We start from the raw sequence: 14,436 nt of genomic DNA, 5'->3' as shown, positions 1-14,436 counted from the left end.
CGCGGCCAACGCATCGGTACACCCCGCCCGACGCCGACTGGCACGCACGCACTTTCAGGCCGGCAGGTCTCCTGGCTGACAGGTCGGCGCCGGCTCCCGGCCTTCCCGGTCGAACCAGTGGCATGAGGGGGAGATCGGCTCGCTGTCTACAGTTGCGGGGGCAGCCACAGCGGCGCGCGGTGCGCCCTGTGTTCCCTCTTCGGCCCCGAAGGGCACCGGCGAACGAACGGCCGTAGGATACCCGATTTCGACGGCGCTTCGCGACCGGAAAACGGGTCGGCGCGGGCCACGCGAAACGCGCGGAATGTGCCTCGACGCCGGCGGGCCGGCAGATGAAACGCGGGATGGAACACGGTACCATGCCGTCTTTCGCAATGCGGACGACTGCGCGGGCGTTTTCACGGCCGCACGGCGACACGATGGAACCGAACGATGGGGAAGGATGCATGACGGCGTGGCTGACGGTGGTAGGCATCGGCGACGACGGTTACGCGGGGCTCGGACGCAGCGCGCGCCGCGCGCTGCTCGACGCGACGCTCGTGATCGGCGCGAAGCGGCATCTCGACATGCTGCCCGCGCGGCTGCCGGCCGCGCGCGAAGCGTGGCCGTCGCCGTTCGATCTGGCGGGTGTGCTGGCGCGTCGCCCGTCGCCCGTGTGCGTGCTCGCGAGCGGCGACCCGATGCTGTTCGGCGTCGGCGCGACGCTCGCGCGCGCGCTTTCTCCCGACGAATGGCGCGTGCTGCCCGCGCCGTCGTCGCTGTCGCTCGCGGCCGCGCGGCTCGGCTGGGCGCTGCAGGAGATCGGCGCGGTATCGCTCGTCGGGCGTCCGCTCGCGACACTCGCGCGACACCTGCTGCCGGGCCGGCGGCTGTTCGTTTTGAGCGCCGATGGCCGCACGCCGGCCGTGGTCGCCGCCGAACTCGCCGCGCGCGGCTTCGGGCCGACGCGCATCAGCGTGTTCGAGCATCTCGGCGGCCCGCTCGAGCGGCGTATCGACGGCCTTGCGCAGGACTGGAACGTCGGCGAAACGGCCGCGCTCAACCTGATCGCGCTCGACTGCCAGGCCGGCCCCGACGCGCCGCGCCGCGCACTCACGCCCGGCCTGCCCGACGATGCATACCGTCACGACGGCCAGCTCACCAAGCGCGACCTGCGCGCGATGACGCTCGGGCGTCTCGCGCCCGTGCCCGGCGAGTTGTTGTGGGACGTCGGCGCCGGCAGCGGCTCGATCGGTATCGAGTGGATGCGCGCGCATCCGTCATGCCAGGCAATCGCGATCGAATCGCACGCGGAGCGGCAGCGCTTTATCGAGCACAATCGTGACGCGCTCGGCGTGCCGGGCCTGCAACTCGTTGCGGGCCGTGCGCCCGATGCGCTGGCGGGGCTCGCCGCGCCGGACGCGATCTTCATCGGCGGCGGTGCGACGGCGGCCGGCGTGCTCGACGCCTGCTGGGCGTCGTTGAAGCCCGGCGGCCGGCTCGTCGCGAACGCGGTCACGCTGCAGGGCGAGATGGCGCTCGCCGCGTGGCGCGATGCGCACGGCGGCACGCTCACGCGCGTGTCGCTCGCGCATGCCGAGCCGCTCGGCCGCTTCGACACGTGGCGGCAGCCGTTGCCGGTCACGCTGTACGACGTGCGCAAGCCCGACGCGGCCGGGCCGGCGAACGTGGCGAACGCGGTGAACATGACGGACGCGTGATGCGCGACGAAACCCCCGAACAGCCCGCGCCGCTGCGCTTCGGCTACACGACCGGCAGCTGCGCGACCGCGACGTCGCTCGCGGCCGCGCGCCTGCTGCTCGCGGGCCGCGCGGACGACGCGGTCGAAATCGTGTTGCCGAAGGGGCAGCACGTGATGATGCGCCTCGAGTTCTGCCGCACCACGGCCGGCGGCGCCGAAGCCGGCACGATCAAGGATGCCGGCGACGATCCGGACGTCACGCACGGCGCGCTGGTCTTCGCGCGCGTCGCGCTCGCGGCGGCGCCCGGCGTGCGCTTTCATGCGGGGCCGGGCGTCGGCACGGTCACGCGCGCGGGACTGACGCTGCCGGTCGGCGAACCAGCGATCAACCCGGTGCCGCGCCAGATGATGACGATGCATCTCGACGCGCTCGCAGCGGAGCAGGGTTACGCGGGCGGCTTCGACGTGACGATCGGCGTCGAAGGCGGCGAAGCGCTCGCGCTGAAGACGATGAACCCGCGCCTGGGCATCGTCGGCGGGTTGTCGATCCTCGGCACGACCGGCATCGTGCGGCCGTTCTCGTGCTCGGCCTATATCGCGTCGATCCATCAGGGCATCGACGTCGCGCGCGCCAACGGCGTCTCCCATATCGCCGCGTGCACGGGCAACGCGAGCGAGGACGCGATGCGCGCGCACTACCGCCTGCCTGACATGGCGCTGATCGAGATGGGCGATTTCGCGGGCGCGGTGCTCAAGCACCTGCGCCGCGCGCCTGTCGCGCGCCTGTCGATGTGCGGCGGCTTCGGCAAGCTCAGCAAGCTCGCGGCCGGCCATCTCGACCTGCACAGCCGTCATTCGAGCATCGACCTGCCGCTGCTCGCGCAATGGGGCGCCGAAGCGGGCGCGAGCGACGCGCTGCAGGCCGCGATGCGCGCCGCGAACACGAGCCAGGAAGCGCTGAAGCTCGCGCACGCCGACGGCGTGCCGCTCGGCGATCTCGTCTGCGCGCACGCGCTGCGCGTCGCGCGCGACATCGTGCCGTCGTCGGTCGCCGTCGAGATGTTCGCGATCGACCGGCAGGGCCGCTTCGTCGGGGAAGCGCGATGAGCGCGCGCATCCTGCTGCTCGGCGGCACCGGCGACGCGCTGAAAATCGCGCGCGCGCTCGGCCCGCATCACGTCTACAGCCTGGCCGGCCTCGGCAAGGTGCCCGACGACCTGCGCTGCGACGTGCGCGTCGGCGGGTTCGGCGGCGCCGCCGGATTGGCCGCGTATCTGCGCGATGCGGGCATCGGCCTCGTGATCGATGCGACGCATCCGTATGCCGCGCAAATCAGCGCGAACGCGGCCGCCGCAGCGCGCGACGCCGGCGTGCCGCTGTGGGCGCTGCGCCGCGCGCCGTGGCAACCGCAACCCGGCGACGACTGGCGGATGGTCGACGAATGGGCCGGCATCGAGGCCGCGCTTGCGCCGTTCAGCCGGCCGCTTTTTACGCTGGGCCGCGAGCCGCTCGCGCATCTCGACGCGATCCCGCCGCACCAGTTCTGGCTCGTGCGCTGCCTCGACGCGCATCCCGGCAATGCGCGCGCGCAGATCCTCGCCGCGCGCGGGCCGTTCACGCTCGACGGCGAGCGCGCGCTGTTCGCGCTGACGGGCATCGACGTCGTCGTCAGCAAGAACAGCGGCGGTGCGGCCACCGAGGCCAAGCTCGACGTCGCGCGCGAACGCCGGCTGCCGGTCGTGATGCTGCGCCGGCCGCCGCTGCCCGAGCCCGACCGCGCGTTCGACTCGGCCGCAGCGCTGCTCGACGCGCTCGATCCGGCCGCGCGCGCATGACGCTGCGCGGCCGGTCATCCAATGAATTGACGGAGATTTTTCGATGACGGTGTATTTCATCGGCGCGGGCCCCGGCGACCCCGAGCTGATCACGGTGAAGGGCCAGCGCCTCGTGCGCACGTGCCCGGTAATCCTGTACGCGGGCTCGCTGGTGCCGGCGGCCGTGCTCGACGGCCATCGCGCAGAGCAGGTCGTCAATACGGCAGAACTCGACCTCGACGCGATCGTCGCGTTGCTCGCCGGCGCGCATGCGAAAGGGCAGGACGTCGCGCGCGTGCATTCGGGCGACCCGTCGCTGTACGGCGCGATCGGCGAACAGATCCGCCGGCTGAAGACGCTCGGGATTCCATACGAAATCGTGCCGGGCGTAACGGCCACCGCCGCATGCGCGGCGACGCTCGGCGTCGAGCTGACGCTGCCCGGCGTCGCGCAGACGGTGATCCTCACGCGCTTCGCGGGCAAGACGACGATGCCCGAAGGCGAAGCGCTTGGCTCGCTCGCCGCGCATCGCGCGACGCTCGCGATCCATCTCGGCGTGCGTCATCTCGCGCGCATCGTCGACGAGGTGCTGCCGCATTACGGCGCCGATTGTCCGGTCGCGGTGATCTATCGCGCGAGCTGGCCTGACGAAGAACGCGTGACCGGCACGCTCGCCGACATCGTCGGCAAGGTACAGGGCACGCAGATCGAACGCACCGCGCTGATCCTGATCGGGCGCGTGCTCGATGCCGAAGGATTCGCGGATTCGACGCTGTACGCGAGCGCAGGCTGATCACGCGCGCGGATCGGCGATCGCGGACATCACGTGCACGGTGACGGTCGAACCGTGTTCGCAACCCATGCCTCATGCCGATCTGCGGGCAGCTGATCGGCGCATTGGCCGACGACGTGCAGAACGCGATCCGCGTGTGCCTGCTGTGCGACGAAGATGCTTGCGACTTGCGGTGCTGCCCGTCCGAGCGTGCTTACCGGCGGTTTCTCGCGGAGCGCGACGCGGCGGACTGACGCCGGCGCGCGGCCAACCGTCTAGGCACTCGCAACCCGCCGCGCGAGCTTCGGCGCGAAACCCGCCGCCAACATGAACAGCACGACGCACAGGCACGCCATCGCCACCCACGCGGGCGTCAGATCCGCGAGATGCTGGCGCACGACGCCGGCCGCGAACGGAAACAGCCCCGCGATCAGGTAACCGACACCCTGCACGAACCCCGTCAGCGATGCGGCATCGGCCGGCGTCGCCGCATGGTCGACCGTGACGATCAGCGACAGCGGAAACAGCGCGCCGATCCCCGCGCCCATCAACAGCGCGGCCGGCAAGGAGAGCGCTTCGGGCGCGGCCAGCATCACCAGCAACCCGATCAGGAGCGACGCGATCGCCGCATGCAGCGCGGGCCGGCGATCGGGCAGGCGATCGATCGTCGCCGAGATCGTCAGCCCGGCAACCACTTCCGCGAGCGTCACGCCGCCGAGCAGGCTGCCGGCCGCCGTCGGCGACCAGCCGAGCCGCATGTAGTACGGCGGCAGCCAAGCGAGCACGAGCGTGTATGCGCCCGTCGCGATCCCGAAGAACATCGCGAGCCGCCAAGCGCGCGGCGAGCGCGACGGCTGCGCGTTCGACGCGGAAGCCGGCCCGGCGGCGAGCGCATCGCCGCCGCGGCTCGCCAGCGGCCATGCGAGCGCGGCAACCGCGGCCGGCAGCGCCCAGCCGGCGAGCGCGGCGAGCCAGCCCCACTGTGCTGCCGCGAACGGCGCGACGACGCTCGCGAGTACCGCACCGCCCATGATCGACGTCGAATAGACGCCCATCGCGCCGCCGATCCGCGTCGCAAAATGCGCCTTCACGAAGCCGGGCAGCAGCGCCTGCACCATCGCGATCCCGATGCCCGCACAGCACGCGCTCGCAAGCAGCAGCCACGCGTGCTGCGCGCCGATGCGCGACACGCACGCGAGCCCGATCAGCGCGACGCCGAGCCATACGCCGCCCGTGATGCCGGTCACGCGCTGCAGGCGCCGCGCACTCAGCGCGCCGAGCCCCATCAGCAGGATCGGGATCGTCGTCAGCAGGCTGGCCGCGCCGTCGCCGATGCCGGTCGCGCGCTGGATCATGTCGAGCAGCGGGCCGACCGCGGCGAGCGCCGGCCGCAGGTTCAGCCCGACGAGCACGATGGCGGCGAGCCGCCATCCGGGGGAGGTGAAGCGATTCATCGATGGGCCCTCGGTTTGGTGCACGGCGTCCGTCCGGGGGCCGTGCGTTTTCATGTAAAGTGTCTCGACATCAAGATAAATGCCAATTTATCTCGACGTCAAGATAACTGGTGAGCCGAGGAGGGTTAATGGATCGAGCTGCGCATGCGCTTGCGCAATGGCAGGCCGAGCGTCCGGATCTGGACGCGACGTCGATGGTCGTGATGGGGCGGCTGCAGGAAGCCGCACTGGTGATCGCGCGCGACCGTCTCAATCCGCTGTTTGCGCGCTACGGGATGCAGCCCGGCGAATTCGACGTGCTCGCGACGCTGCGGTGCGCCGTTCGCGCTGACGCCGACGGCGCTGTACGACGCGCTGATGATGTCGTCGGGCGGGATGACCGCGCGCATCGACCGGCTGCAGAAGGCCGGCTGGGTCGAGCGCCGGCCGAACCCGGCCGACGGGCGCGGCATGCTCGTCGCGCTGACGGAAACCGGCCGTGCGCTGATCGACGAGGCCGTGGTCGCGCATATCGACAATCAGTGCGAGACGCTGGCTGCATTGTCGGACGCGGAACAGGCGCAGTTGTCGCGGTTGCTGGAAAAGCTGCTGGCGGGGCTGGCCGGCAGTGCGCAGGAACGTCCGGACGGAAAGTAACGCCGCCGGACGGTTGGCGCGAACGCGCCGGTTGGAGGGCAGCGACGCCCGCCGTGCAATGCGGCGGGCTGCTCGAATCGCGGGCCGCACACGGTGCGCCCGCGCCGCAGGTCAGTTACGCGCCGGGATGTTGAGCCCGCGCGCGACGGCCGGACGCGCGACGAACGCGTCGAGCGCCCGCGCGACGTGCCGGAATTCGCTGAAGCCGACGAGATCGCCCGCTTCGTAGAAGCCGACGAGGTTGCGCACCCACGGGAAAATCGCGATGTCGGCGATCGTGTACGTGTCGCCCATCACCCACTGGCGGTTCGCGAGATGCGCATCGAGCACGGCAAGCAGGCGCTTCGATTCGGCGACGTAACGGTCGCGCGGGCGCTTGTCCTCGTAGTCGCGGCCGGCGAATTTGTGGAAGAACCCGACCTGGCCGAACATCGGGCCGATGCCGCCCATCTGGAACATCACCCACTGGATCGTCTCGTAGCGGCCCGCGAGATCCTTCGGGATCAGCTGGCCCGTCTTGTCGGCGAGATAGATCAGGATCGCGCCCGATTCGAACAGCGGCAGCGGTTTGCCGTCGGGGCCGTTCGGATCGATGATCGCCGGGATCTTGTTGTTCGGGTTCAGCGACAGGAACGCGGGCGACAACTGGTCGTCCGTGTCGAAACGCACGAGATGCGGCTCGTACGGCAGGCCGGTTTCCTCGAGCATGATCGACACCTTGACGCCGTTCGGCGTCGGCAGCGAGTAAAGCTGGAGGCGGTCGGGATGCTGGGCCGGCCACTTTTTCGTGATCGGGAAGGCGGACAGGTCGGACATGGAGGGTTCGCTCGTCGACGAGGTGGGGAAACCGCGCTCCGCCGTGCCGCCTGTGCGCCGCGGACGGTCCGCGGCGCGATCGGCGGAAACGGAGCGCGCCGAAAAACGCCCACTGTAGCCGATCCGGGCAATCGATGCTGGCGGCGGCCGGGCATCGCGCCCGGGCGCCGCGTCACGCACTGCGCATCGATCAGAAGTTGTGTCGCAGCCCGACCATCGCGGCCGTCGTACCGACGCCGGGCGCGACCGGCTGCCCGTACACGAGCATCTGGTCCATCGTGCCGCGGTTGTTCACGTGGCCGACCTGCGCGTAGACCATCGTCCGCTTCGAGAGGCTGTAGTCGGCCGCGAGCACGACCGACGTTGACTTGTTCGCCGAATTGTTGCGGTCCTTCAGGTAGTACACGGCCGAGGCCACCTGCAGCGCGGGCGTGAAGCGATAGCCGATGCCGGCCGACAGCATGTCGAGGTTGACCAGGCCCGAATGCGACGGATTCCTGCCGTTGCCGTACGACGCCGACACCGAGAAATCGCGGATCGTGTATTTCGCACCGACGTAGACGAAGCGGTTGTTGTCGACGCCGGTCGGCGCGACGCCCGGCGCCGGGTTCGTGTCGTGGCCGTTGTAGTAGACGGCCGACGCGTTCAACCCGTAGTTCGAATACTTGAGCACGACGGATTCGCGCGTGCCGCCCTGGAACTGCCCGGCGACGCCGCCCGGCGCGTATTCGAGCGCGATCGATGCGCCCGCGAACGTCGGCGACTGGTAGACGAGCGCATTGCTGTCGTACAGCGCGCCGATCGCGCCGTTGGTGCTGGTGCCCGGCCAGCCGGCCGCGGTGTTCAGGCCGAGCCACGCGGTCAGCACGCTGCCGAAGAACTGCGCGTTGCGCACGTCGGTGTCGGCCATCGCGTAGATCATCGGCACGATCTGGCGGCCGGCCGTGACCGAGCCGAACGGGCCCGACACGCCGAGCGACGCGATCTGGTTGAAGATCGCGACGGCGCCCGGCGTGTCGCTCAGCTGCAGCTTGCCGGTGCCGCTGTCGAACGAGCCCTGCAGCTTGAAGTTGACCTTGTAGCCGCCACCGATGTCCTCGCTGCCCTTGATGCCCCAGAAGCTCGAATAGATGCCGCCGTCCTTCATGCGGAACACCTTGCCGGTATTCGGCGCGCTCGGGCTGAACGACGCGGCCGACGTGCTCTGGTACAGCAGGCCCGAGTCGATCACACCGTAGAGCGTGACGGAGGATTGCGCGTGTGCGAGCGCCGAACAGCCGGCAAACGCCGCGAGCGCGGCCAGTTTCGTCTTCATCGAAGTCTCCAGTAGTTGTCTTGAACCGGGCGAGGTCGAGCCCGTCCGGGTAAAGCGGGGAAGCATCGACGCAGGCGGGAACGCGTGACAGGCGACGCCGCTGCGAGCCGTGCGGAAAGACTACGCAATGGCAGGCGGCCGCTCCCCCCACGCGCGGGGGCAGGGTTACGGAGAATCGAAGGGGGGCGTCAAGGCGACGATGCGTGACGAGAGACTGATGCAGACCGGCTCGAACCGGCGTCAGGGCGCGCTTTCGAGCAGGCCGAGCACCAGCGCGCGGCGCACCGCATGCTTGCGCGAACTGGCGTCGAGCTTGCCGAACAGGTTCTTCAGGTGCCACTTCACGGTTTCCTCGCCGACGGCGAGCGCGACCGCAATTTCCTTGTTCGACAGGTTGCGCGCGAGCAGCTCGAGAATCGCGCGCTCCTTGGGCGTCAGCACGACGCTCGGCACCGCGCGCGGGCTGGCCGCAACGCGCGGCGCGGGCGGCACAATGCGCGGCTGCGGCAGCGCGTGCCGCGCGGGGCCGTCGCCGGCGGCTGCCTCGTCGCCGATGCGGCGCGCCCAGTCGGCGACGGCCGGATGCGCGTCGGCGATCGTGCGCGTCAGCCCGAACATGTCCGCGAGGTTCATCGCCTCGTCGAGCAGCGCGCGGCCGCCGCGTCCCGACTGTTCGAGCGCGAACGCGCTGAGCGCCATGATCTCGATGCGCTCGCGCCCCATGCTCATTTCGCGGGCCAGCACGGCCGCTTCGTCGAGCGCCGCGCATGCGTCGTCCCAGCGGCGTGCGGCGAGCGCCGCGCCCGCATGCGCGGTCGCCTGCAGCAGCACGACGGGGCGCCGCCACAGCGGCCCGTGCGACGGAAACTCGGCCGCGGCGATCGCATCGATCCGCTCGACGAGCGCATGGCAGGTCGCCTCGCGATAACGCGCCGCGTGAATGCGCACCTGTTCGGCGAGACTCGCGACCGACAGGCGCGGCAGCCGGCGTGCGACGCCCATCGCGTCGAGCGCCTCGAGCAGGTCGATCGCACGGTGCTCGACGCCGCGCAGCAGCGCGATGCGCGCGGCGGTGCGATAGCCGAGCAGCACGGTGTCGGGCGTGCCCGCGTGTTCGAGCACGTCGAGCCGGTTCGCGAGCAGCGCGGCAGCCTGATCGACGCGATCGGCCTCGTACGCGATCGCCGCGCACATCGCTGCGAGCATGCAGGTCAGCGGATGGCGGCGCCCGAGATCGGCCTCGGCGCGCGCCAGCGCCGGCGACAGCGCATCGTCCGCGAGCCGGATCTGGCCTTCGCGCAAGTAGCTCAGGCCCGTGATCAGCTCGCCCCAGCGCGCGACGTAACCGAAACCGGCCGCCGTCTCGCCGCGCGGGGCGGCCTGCTGGAACCGGCGCGCCTGCGCCGGTTCGCCGACGATGATCGCGCGCGCCGACAACCGGTTCGCGTGCATCTGCGCGAGCCACGTCGCCGCCGGCGGCGTGAAGTCGGCCCACGGTTCGAACAGTTCGACGAAGCGGTCGATTTCGTCGGCGTAATACGCGGCCGCGCTGAGGATCAGCGCGCATTCGTAGCGCATCGCGGCGGGCGTGCCGGGGTCCGCGAGGATGCCCGCGATCTGGCGCTGTGCCTCGACATGGCGCTCGCCGAGCGCCAGCGCCCATGCAACCGCGACGCGCAGCGTCGGGCGCTTGTCGAGTTCCGCATCGGGCAACAGCGCGAGCCAGTCGAGCACGTCATTGATGCGGCCCTGCTTGATCGCATCCTCGAGGCAGCGCTGCGCGAGCGCGTAGGCGGTCTCGACCTGGCCGGCCGCATACGCGTGGCGCGCGGCTTCCTCGGTCATTCCATGCGCGTCGAGCCACGCGGCCGCGCGCGCATGCAGCGCGCTGCGCTCGGCGTCGGGCCCGGCGGCCAGGCGGTCGCGCAGCGTGTCGCGCACGAGCGGATGCAGTCGGCACCAGTCGGAATCGTCCGACGCGATGAACAGCGGCGTGTCGCGTGCGAGGCGTGCGAGACGGCCGGGCGCGAGCGCATCGTCGAGCAGCGCCGCGCACAGCGACGGATGCAGGCGATCGGCGACGCTCGTGCGGGTCAGGAACGCGGTGTCGTCGGCCGACAGGTTCGCGAGCAGCAGCTCGACGAGCCGGTCGCGCGTGCCGTCCACGCGCGCGGCGAGCGCGTCGACCACCTGGCGCGGGTCGGCCGCGCGCGCCATCGCGGCCATCGCGAGCTGCAGCCCGAGCGGCCAGCCGTCGACGCGCTCGAACAACCGCGCGCACGCATCGGCGTCGACACGCTGCGCGAAGCGCGCGCCGACCAGCGCGATCGTTTCGTCGAGCGTGAAGCGCAGCCAGTCGGGTCCGGCGAGCGTGCATTGCCCGCCGGCGAGCAGGTCGCCGGCCGTGTGGTCGAGCCCGCGCCGCGCCGCGACGACGACGTGCAGGTTTTGCGGCGCGTTGTGCAGCACGTAGGTCAGCGCATCGAGGCCGGCGGGCGGCAGCCGCTCCGCGTCGTCGACGATCAGGAGCGCGTCGATCGACAGTTGCGCGACCTCGGCCAGCCACGCGGTCAGGCCGTCCAGCGCGCGTGCTGCGCCGCCGGGGATCAAGCGCCCGAAGCCGGGCCGCGCGCAGCCGGTCCGCACCGCCTGCACGAGCCCTTGCAGCAGCCGCGGCGCGTCGTCACGCTCGTCGGCCGACAGCCACACGACCGCGCCACCGAGCGCGAGGGACTCGCGGCGCCATTGCGCGAGCAGCGACGTCTTGCCGTAGCCGGCCGGCGCCTGCACGAGCGTGACCGGGCGGCCGTCGAACGCCGGCGCGGCGAGGCTCAACCGGGCGCGCGCGAGCAACTGCGCCGGCACGCGCGGCGCGGTCGTCTTCAGGACCAGTTCGGTGGGGGGCGCGTCGGCGCGATCGGGTGGGTGGGCCATCGGGGAAGCGGTTGGAATCCGGCGGTGCCGTGCGGGCCAGCATCCGGGGTGGGCGTGGGGGGAAGGATCGGTCGAACCACGTTCGCGCGTCAATCCCCCCGCGACGAGTGGGGCCGCACCGGCGCCGCGCCGATAGCATGGGTTCCACGACATGACGAAAGCAACGAGGAGGGCACCCATGAAGATCGTATCGACCGGCGCGCGGCGCAGCGCGCCGACCGCCGGATAAGCGGAGCGGCACGATGTACCGCCATCTGCTCGTGACGGTCGACGGCGCGCCCGGCGGCATCGACGCGATCGGCCATGCGCTCGAACTGGCGCGTGCGGTCGGCGCGCGGGTCACGTTCGCGTTGCCCGGCGCCACGCAGGACTCACGTTTATCCGGAGCGCGGCTGCCGGAACACGGTGCGAAAGTGGAAGCCGCCGCGCGGGCGCAGGGTTTGTCGCATGCGATCGCGACGGCCGGCGACACGTCGCCCGGCACGCTCGCCGGCGAACTCGGCTGCGACCTGATCGGCGTCGCGGCGCTGCCGCACGATGCCGATGCCGCGACCTGTGCGCGGCGGCAGCACCTGCTTGCGACGAGCAGCGTGCCGGTGCTCGTGTGCACGTTGCGGCGAACGCCTGCCGAGGCGCGTGTGATGGCCCGCTGCCTGGATGCGCATCGCGCGGTCGACGTGCTGCTGCAAGCGCTGATGGCGCTCGGCGAAGCCGCAAACGGAACGCAGCCGCAACCGGCCGCAATGCACGACGCGCTGGCATCGCTCGCCGCGCTGCAGCACGCACGGTTCGACACGGCCGCCGAAGCGCGGCTCTTCGAGGCGTTGCGCGTCAGGGCGGAGTGCGTGGCGGCCGAACTGGACGAACTCGACCGCCAGCGGCAGCGCGATGCGCAGGCGCTCGACGCGCTCGCACGATTCGCCTCGGACGGGCTGCCGTCGGCCGCGTTCGACACGGCGCTCGCCCGCTATGCGCACGGCGCGTTCGAGCAGATGGGGCGGATGGAAGGCGTGATTTTCCCGGCCGCGCGGCGCTACCTGGGCGACGCGGACTGGGCCGAACTGGACGAATTGCTGGCGGGCGGCGCAGTTGCGACGCCGCCGGTCGCGAACGAACCCGACGATGCGCGACGCGCATCCGACTGACACCCTACGGAGAACAAGATGGCACATGCAGTGCGATTCCACGAAACCGGCGGCCCCGACGTGCTGCGCTGGGAAGCAGTCGACGTCGGCGATCCGGGCCCCGGCCAGGTGCGCCTGCGGCACGAGGCGGTCGGCCTGAATTTCGCCGATACGTATTTCCGCAGCGGCCTGTATCCGGTTCCGCTGCCGTCCGGCATCGGCGTCGAGGCGGCCGGCGTGGTCGAGGCCGTCGGCCCCGGCGTGACGAACGTCGCCGTCGGCGATCGCGTGACCTATACCGGCTTCCTGAACACGCTCGGCGCATACAGCACCGAACGGCTGATCGCAGCCGCGCCGCTCGTGCGCCTGCCGGCCGGCATCGCGTGCGACACCGCCGCGGCGATGACGATGCGCGGGCTGACCTCGGCCTACCTGCTGCGCCGCATCCACGCGTTCGCGCCGGGCGACACGCTGCTGCTGCATGCGGCCGCCGGCGGTGTCGGGCTGATCGTGTCGCAGTGGGCGAAGTTGCTCGGGCTCACGGTGATCGGCACCGTATCCAGCGAGCGCAAGGCCGAGATCGCCCGCGCGCACGGCTGCGACCATACGATCGACTACAGCCGGGAGGACGTCGCGAAACGCGTGCGCGAACTGACCGACGGCGCGGGCGTCGACGTCGTGTTCGACAGCGTCGGCAAGGACACCTTCGAAGGCTCGCTCGATTCGCTGAAGCGGCGCGGGCTGATGGTGTGCGTCGGCACCGCGTCGGGCCCGATCCCGCCGTTCGATCCGCAGCGCCTCGCGATGAAGGGCTCGCTGTACCTGACGCGCCCGGCGCTGGCCGACTACATCGCCGATCCCGCCGAGAAGAACGACCTGGCCGGCGAGCTGTTCGCGCACGTCGCCGCCGGCCGCATCCGGATCGAGATCAACCAGCGTTATGCGCTGCAGGACGCCGCGCAGGCACACCGCGATCTCGAATCGCGCAAGACGACCGGTTCGTCGGTGTTCATCGTCTGAGGAGACGCGCATGCGAGTCGAACCCCTGACCTGCGCGATCGGCGCGGAACTGCTGGATGTGAGCCTCGCCGACGCCGTGCACGACGACGGCCTGTTCGCCGAGATCCGCGCGCAGTTGCTCCGGCATCGCGTGCTGTTCCTGCGCGACCAGGACATCACGCGCGCCGAGCATGTCGCGTTCGCGCGGCGCTTCGGCGAACTCGAGGATCATCCGGTCGTCGGCAGCGATCCCGAGCACCCGGGGCTCGTGCGGATCTACAAGTCGCCCGACCAGCCGAACGACCGCTACGAGAATGCGTGGCACAGCGATGCGAGCTGGCGCGTGGCGCCGCCGTTCGGCTGTGTACTGCGCTGCATCGAGGGTCCGCCGGTTGGGGGCGACACGATGTGGGCGAACATGGTGCTCGCATACGAGAACCTGCCGGAACACGTGAAGCAGCAGATCGACGACCTGCGCGCGCGCCACAGCATCGAGGCGAGCTTCGGCGCGGCGATGCCGATCGACAAGCGCCTCGCGCTGAAGGCGCAGTTTCCGGACGCCGAGCATCCGGTCGTGCGCACGCATCCGGAAACGGGCGAGAAGGTGCTGTACGTGAATGCGTTCGCGACGCATTTCACGAACTTCCACACGCCCGGGCGCGTGCGCTTCGGGCAGGACGCGAACCCCGGCGCCGGCCAGTTGCTGCAGTACCTGATCAGCCAGGCCACCATCCCCGAATACCAGGTGCGCTGGCGCTGGAAGAAGAACAGCGTCGCGATCTGGGACAACCGCAGCACCCAGCATTACGCGGTGATGGACTATCCGCCGTGCGTGCGCAAGATGGAGCGCGCGGGCATCGTCGGCGACGTGCCGTTCTGAGCGCCGCCACA

The 14,436-nt window shown here is 71.0% G+C and carries 12 protein-coding genes, 1 pseudogene and 1 riboswitch; of the genes and pseudogenes, 9 read left to right on the top strand and 4 right to left on the bottom strand.

Annotated elements, in window-relative coordinates; all coding sequences use genetic code 11:
- Positions 1-44 precede the first annotated feature (44 nt).
- Positions 45-235: riboswitch (cobalamin riboswitch) on the bottom strand.
- Positions 236-446: 211 nt separating this feature from the next.
- The 5 genes from BBJ41_RS03675 (at position 447) to BBJ41_RS40205 (ending at position 4,521) form a co-directional block, all read left to right on the top strand.
- Entirely contained in the window at positions 447-1,700 is a 1,254-nt protein-coding gene (locus BBJ41_RS03675) for a bifunctional cobalt-precorrin-7 (C(5))-methyltransferase/cobalt-precorrin-6B (C(15))-methyltransferase (RefSeq protein WP_069747565.1), read from the top strand.
- Positions 1,700-2,788: a cobalt-precorrin-5B (C(1))-methyltransferase gene (locus tag BBJ41_RS03670; RefSeq protein ID WP_069745361.1), complete on the top strand. Its 1,089-nt coding sequence runs from the start codon at positions 1,700-1,702 to the stop codon at positions 2,786-2,788. The genes BBJ41_RS03675 and BBJ41_RS03670 overlap by 1 nt, the downstream gene beginning before the upstream one ends.
- Positions 2,785-3,516 (top strand): cobalt-precorrin-6A reductase, encoded by a 732-nt coding sequence (locus BBJ41_RS03665; protein ID WP_069745360.1) that lies wholly within the window; start codon positions 2,785-2,787, stop codon positions 3,514-3,516. Before BBJ41_RS03670 ends, BBJ41_RS03665 begins: the two co-directional genes overlap by 4 nt.
- 43 nt (positions 3,517-3,559) lie before the next feature.
- On the top strand, positions 3,560-4,288 hold the full coding sequence (gene cobM / locus BBJ41_RS03660) for a precorrin-4 C(11)-methyltransferase (RefSeq protein ID WP_069745359.1): 729 nt from the start codon (positions 3,560-3,562) through the stop codon (positions 4,286-4,288).
- A 74-nt stretch (positions 4,289-4,362) separates the two neighbouring features.
- Positions 4,363-4,521, top strand: coding sequence for a hypothetical protein (locus tag BBJ41_RS40205; RefSeq protein ID WP_156814738.1), 159 nt, complete (start codon positions 4,363-4,365; stop codon positions 4,519-4,521).
- Between the two features lie 21 nt (positions 4,522-4,542).
- On the opposite strand, the gene BBJ41_RS03655 is transcribed toward BBJ41_RS40205, so the two are convergent.
- The gene (locus BBJ41_RS03655; protein ID WP_069747564.1) at positions 4,543-5,721 is read right to left on the bottom strand and encodes an MFS transporter; all 1,179 of its coding nucleotides are present in this window, start codon (positions 5,719-5,721) and stop codon (positions 4,543-4,545) included.
- Between the two features lie 128 nt (positions 5,722-5,849).
- On the opposite strand from BBJ41_RS03655, the pseudogene BBJ41_RS03650 reads away from it, so the two are divergent.
- Positions 5,850-6,357: pseudogene (locus BBJ41_RS03650) on the top strand (MarR family winged helix-turn-helix transcriptional regulator).
- A 111-nt stretch (positions 6,358-6,468) separates the two neighbouring features.
- Here BBJ41_RS03650 and BBJ41_RS03645 read toward each other — a convergent pair.
- The 3 genes from BBJ41_RS03645 to BBJ41_RS03635 all read right to left on the bottom strand — a co-directional run bounded on the left by BBJ41_RS03645 (position 6,469) and on the right by BBJ41_RS03635 (position 11,422).
- Positions 6,469-7,173 (bottom strand): glutathione S-transferase N-terminal domain-containing protein, encoded by a 705-nt coding sequence (locus BBJ41_RS03645; RefSeq protein ID WP_069745358.1) that lies wholly within the window; start codon positions 7,171-7,173, stop codon positions 6,469-6,471.
- A gap of 190 nt (positions 7,174-7,363) precedes the next feature.
- On the bottom strand, positions 7,364-8,488 hold the full coding sequence (locus tag BBJ41_RS03640) for a porin (protein ID WP_069745357.1): 1,125 nt from the start codon (positions 8,486-8,488) through the stop codon (positions 7,364-7,366).
- A 240-nt stretch (positions 8,489-8,728) separates the two neighbouring features.
- Positions 8,729-11,422 carry a winged helix-turn-helix domain-containing protein gene (locus BBJ41_RS03635; protein WP_069745356.1) on the bottom strand — a complete coding sequence of 898 codons (2,694 nt, stop codon included), beginning with the start codon at positions 11,420-11,422 and terminating at the stop codon, positions 8,729-8,731.
- Between the two features lie 242 nt (positions 11,423-11,664).
- Between BBJ41_RS03635 and BBJ41_RS03630 the strand changes: the two genes are divergently transcribed.
- Genes BBJ41_RS03630 through BBJ41_RS03620 form a run of 3 tightly spaced genes read left to right on the top strand, consistent with a single transcriptional unit; the run spans position 11,665 to position 14,425 of the window.
- On the top strand, positions 11,665-12,567 hold the full coding sequence (locus BBJ41_RS03630; protein ID WP_069745355.1) for a hemerythrin domain-containing protein: 903 nt from the start codon (positions 11,665-11,667) through the stop codon (positions 12,565-12,567).
- An 18-nt stretch (positions 12,568-12,585) separates the two neighbouring features.
- Positions 12,586-13,566, top strand: coding sequence for a quinone oxidoreductase family protein (locus BBJ41_RS03625; protein ID WP_069745354.1), 981 nt, complete (start codon positions 12,586-12,588; stop codon positions 13,564-13,566).
- A 10-nt stretch (positions 13,567-13,576) separates the two neighbouring features.
- The gene (locus BBJ41_RS03620) at positions 13,577-14,425 is read left to right on the top strand and encodes a TauD/TfdA dioxygenase family protein (RefSeq protein WP_069745353.1); all 849 of its coding nucleotides are present in this window, start codon (positions 13,577-13,579) and stop codon (positions 14,423-14,425) included.
- The last annotated feature ends 11 nt before the right edge of the window (positions 14,426-14,436 follow it).

This window comes from Burkholderia stabilis (assembly GCF_001742165.1).
GTDB lineage: Bacteria > Pseudomonadota > Gammaproteobacteria > Burkholderiales > Burkholderiaceae > Burkholderia > Burkholderia stabilis.
This window is presented reverse-complemented; position numbering and strand designations above follow the sequence as displayed.

Bases quoted from the DNA above. Each gene is read 5' to 3' on its own strand.
- BBJ41_RS03620 (WP_069745353.1), top strand. From the start codon at position 13,577: ATGCGAGTCGAACCCCTGACCTGCGCGATCGGCGCGGAACTGCTGGAT.
- BBJ41_RS03635 (WP_069745356.1), bottom strand. From the start codon at position 11,422: ATGGCCCACCCACCCGATCGCGCCGACGCGCCCCCCACCGAACTGGTC.
- BBJ41_RS40205 (WP_156814738.1), top strand. From the start codon at position 4,363: ATGCCGATCTGCGGGCAGCTGATCGGCGCATTGGCCGACGACGTGCAG.
- BBJ41_RS03630 (WP_069745355.1), top strand. From the start codon at position 11,665: ATGTACCGCCATCTGCTCGTGACGGTCGACGGCGCGCCCGGCGGCATC.
- BBJ41_RS03670 (WP_069745361.1), top strand. From the start codon at position 1,700: ATGCGCGACGAAACCCCCGAACAGCCCGCGCCGCTGCGCTTCGGCTAC.
- BBJ41_RS03625 (WP_069745354.1), top strand. From the start codon at position 12,586: ATGGCACATGCAGTGCGATTCCACGAAACCGGCGGCCCCGACGTGCTG.
- BBJ41_RS03645 (WP_069745358.1), bottom strand. From the start codon at position 7,173: ATGTCCGACCTGTCCGCCTTCCCGATCACGAAAAAGTGGCCGGCCCAG.
- BBJ41_RS03675 (WP_069747565.1), top strand. From the start codon at position 447: ATGACGGCGTGGCTGACGGTGGTAGGCATCGGCGACGACGGTTACGCG.
- BBJ41_RS03655 (WP_069747564.1), bottom strand. From the start codon at position 5,721: ATGAATCGCTTCACCTCCCCCGGATGGCGGCTCGCCGCCATCGTGCTC.
- cobM (WP_069745359.1), top strand. From the start codon at position 3,560: ATGACGGTGTATTTCATCGGCGCGGGCCCCGGCGACCCCGAGCTGATC.
- BBJ41_RS03665 (WP_069745360.1), top strand. From the start codon at position 2,785: ATGAGCGCGCGCATCCTGCTGCTCGGCGGCACCGGCGACGCGCTGAAA.
- BBJ41_RS03640 (WP_069745357.1), bottom strand. From the start codon at position 8,488: ATGAAGACGAAACTGGCCGCGCTCGCGGCGTTTGCCGGCTGTTCGGCG.